The organism is Collimonas sp. (genome assembly GCF_044339385.1).
In the GTDB taxonomy this organism is placed as follows: Bacteria; Pseudomonadota; Gammaproteobacteria; order Burkholderiales; family Burkholderiaceae_D; genus Collimonas.
Genome location: NZ_JBIIVN010000220.1, coordinates 1 through 3103, shown reverse-complemented (window position 1 = coordinate 3103; position 3103 = coordinate 1). Strand labels below are relative to the sequence as shown.

1 pseudogene is annotated in these 3103 nt (G+C 57.6%); it reads left to right on the top strand.

Going from position 1 to position 3103, the window contains the following annotated elements:
* Window positions 1-125: 125 nt before the first annotated feature.
* Window positions 126-2991, top strand: a pseudogene (locus tag ACIQ0R_RS12090) (indolepyruvate ferredoxin oxidoreductase family protein); the annotation flags it as partial.
* Between the last annotated feature and the right edge of the window lie 112 nt (window positions 2992-3103).

Below are 3103 nucleotides of genomic sequence, written 5' to 3'. Positions count from 1 at the left end.
AGCATTCGACGCTTGGCTATCGTTCACCCTGCCAGTATTTAGATGACTGGCTCACTGAGCAACATCAGGAAAAACAGGCGGCATAAAAGCCACCTGTTGGAAGACGAAAAATCGAGGGAAGCTCACTGCCGCCGGATGGCTTGAACATCCGTTTGCCGGACAGCGTGCTGGGGCAAGAAGCGCGGATGAACAACTACAAATGGTACGCCGCGCTGGCGTATGCCCGCATCAACAAATTGAATCAGATCATCTGGGATAGCCCGCGCGCCAAGATCGGCATCATCACAGCTGGCAAATCATATCTCGATACGCGCCAGGCATTGGCCGATCTGGGCATCGATGAAAACGTCGCGCGTGACATCAGTATCCGCCTCTACAAGATCGGCATGACCTGGCCGCTGGAAGCCGAAGGTGTGCGCGAATTTGCGCAGGGGCTGGAAGAAATTCTGGTGGTTGAAGAGAAGCGCCAGATCCTCGAATATCAGGTCAAGGAAGAACTCTACAACTGGCGCGACGACGTGCGTCCGCGCGTGGTCGGTAAGTTCGACGATACCGGCGAGTGGAGCAACCGCAGTGGCGAGGGACACGGCGACTGGCTGTTGCCAGCGACTTATGAGTTGAATCCGGCGCAAATCGCGCGTGCCATCGCCGCCCGCATTTCCAAATACTTTGCCGGCCATCCAGTGGCGCAACGGGTGCAGCAGCGAGTTGCCTATCTGGAAGCCAAGGAAGCGCTGCTGAACATCAGCAGCAAGCCCGATCCAGCCAAGGATCGGGTGCCGCATTTCTGCTCCGGCTGCCCGCACAACACCTCGACCAAACTGCCCGACGGTAGCCGCGGCCTGGCCGGTATCGGTTGCCATTACATAGTGCTGTGGATGGACCGCGAATCGTCGACCTTTACTCACATGGGTGGCGAAGGCGTGACCTGGATCGGGCAGGCGCCGTTCACTTCGGAAAAGCATGTTTTCGCCAACCTTGGCGACGGCACCTATTTCCACTCGGGCTTGCTGGCGATCCGTGCCTCGGTTGCGGCTAAGGTTAACATCACCTACAAGATACTGTTCAATGACGCGGTGGCCATGACTGGCGGCCAGGTCTTTGACGGTCCGCTTAATCCGGCGATGATTTCGCGCCAGATCGCAGCAGAAGGTGTGACGCCGATTATCGTGGTCACCGATAAACCCGAGAAATATGGCGCCAGTACCGACTGGGCGCCGGGCGTGACGATTCGTCACCGTAGCGAACTTGATGCCGTACAGCGCGAATTACGTGAGATCGAAGGTACTTCAGCGATGATTTACGATCAGACCTGTGCACCGGAAAAGCGCCGGCGCCGGAAACGCAACGAGTATCCGGACCCGGCAAAACGTGCAGTGATCAACGAAGCCGTGTGCGAAGGTTGCGGCGACTGCAGTGTGCAGTCGAATTGCCTGTCGGTAGAACCGCTGGAAACCGAGTTCGGCCGCAAGCGGCAGATCAACCAATCGTCGTGCAATAAGGATTTCTCTTGCGTCACCGGTTTTTGCCCGAGTTTTGTCACGGTTGAAGGCGGTAGCCTGAAGCAGCCGGCCAAGATGGCGGCTGCTTCAGGCTACCGCTGAGGCGCCGCTGGCAAGCCTGCCGCAGCCGATCCTGCCGAATACCGACAAGCCATATGGCATCGTCGTGACCGGCATTGGCGGCACCGGTGTGGTTACTATCGGCCAGATCCTGGCGATGGCGGCGCACATCGAAGGCAAAGGCTGTTCGGTGCTGGATATGAGCGGGCTGGCGCAAAAGAGTGGGCCAGTCATGTCGCATGTGCGTCTGGCCGATCATCCTGACGATATCCATTCGACACGTGTCGGCACCGGCGACGCCGACCTCGTCATCGGTTGCGATTCGATCGTCAGCGCTAACCGCGATGCCTTGTCGCGGATTGGCGAGGGTCGCACATATGCAGCCATCAATTCAACTCGCACGCCGACTGCCGCATTCGTCAAGAATCCGGATTTGCAGTTCCCCGATGCTGCGGCTGAGCAAGACATACGCGCCGCCTGTGGCAGCGACCGGGTCGACTTCATCGATGCCGGTCGCATTGCCACAGCACTGATGGGTGACGCGATTGCGACCAATATGTTCATGCTCGGCTACGCCTGGCAAAAAGGCTGGGTGCCACTGACAGACACATCGTTGATGCGGGCGATTGAATTGAATGCGCTGCAGGTCGCTTTCAATAAGCAGGCTTTTGTCTGGGGCCGCAGCGCCGCTTACGACATGGCATCCCTGGAGAAATGTACTGGCCTTGGCGGCACCCCGGCGCAGATTATCGATTTCAAGCGCGCACCGAATCTGGAAGAGTTGATGATGCGTCGCGTGGCAGTCCTGAGCTCCTATCAGGATGCCGCTTACGCCGAGCAATACCGCAGCTTCGTCGAGCAGGTCGCGGCTGCTGAACGCCAATTACCGCATAGCGACGGCGCACGTAATGCGCAACGTTTTAGCAAAGCGGTGGCGACTTATTTGTTCAAGCTGATGGCTTACAAGGATGAGTATGAAGTAGCGCGCCTGTACACCTATGGCGCATTCAAGGCCAAGATCGCCAGCATGTTCGAAGGCGACTACAAGCTTAAGTTTCACCTGGCCCCGCTGCTGCTGGCCAAGCGCGATGTGCATGGCCATTTAATCAAGCAGGAATTCGGGCCATGGATGATGCGGGCGTTTGGTATGTTGGCCAAACTCAGGTTCCTGCGCGGCGGCGTGTTCGATATCTTCGGTTACACCACGGAGCGCAAGGAAGAGCGCAGTGCGATTGCGCGCTATAAGGAAACCGTTGCCTCCCTGTTGCCGGGATTGCGCATCGATAACCTGTCCGTCGCAGTGGCAATCGCCAGCATCCCTGAAGAAATTCGCGGCTATGGCCATGTCAAGGAGTGCCATCTGACAGCGGCACGCGCGAAGGAAGCGCAGTTGCTGGCGCAATTCCACAATCCTGGAGGGTGTAATTAGTTTTGTGTAAACGGTCATTTGGCAGCACACTGCCACCATAGAGGAAAAAATGACCTACGTAAAACGCACCAAACGGGCCAAGCCCGATCCTGAGTTGGTCAAGCTGGCGGAC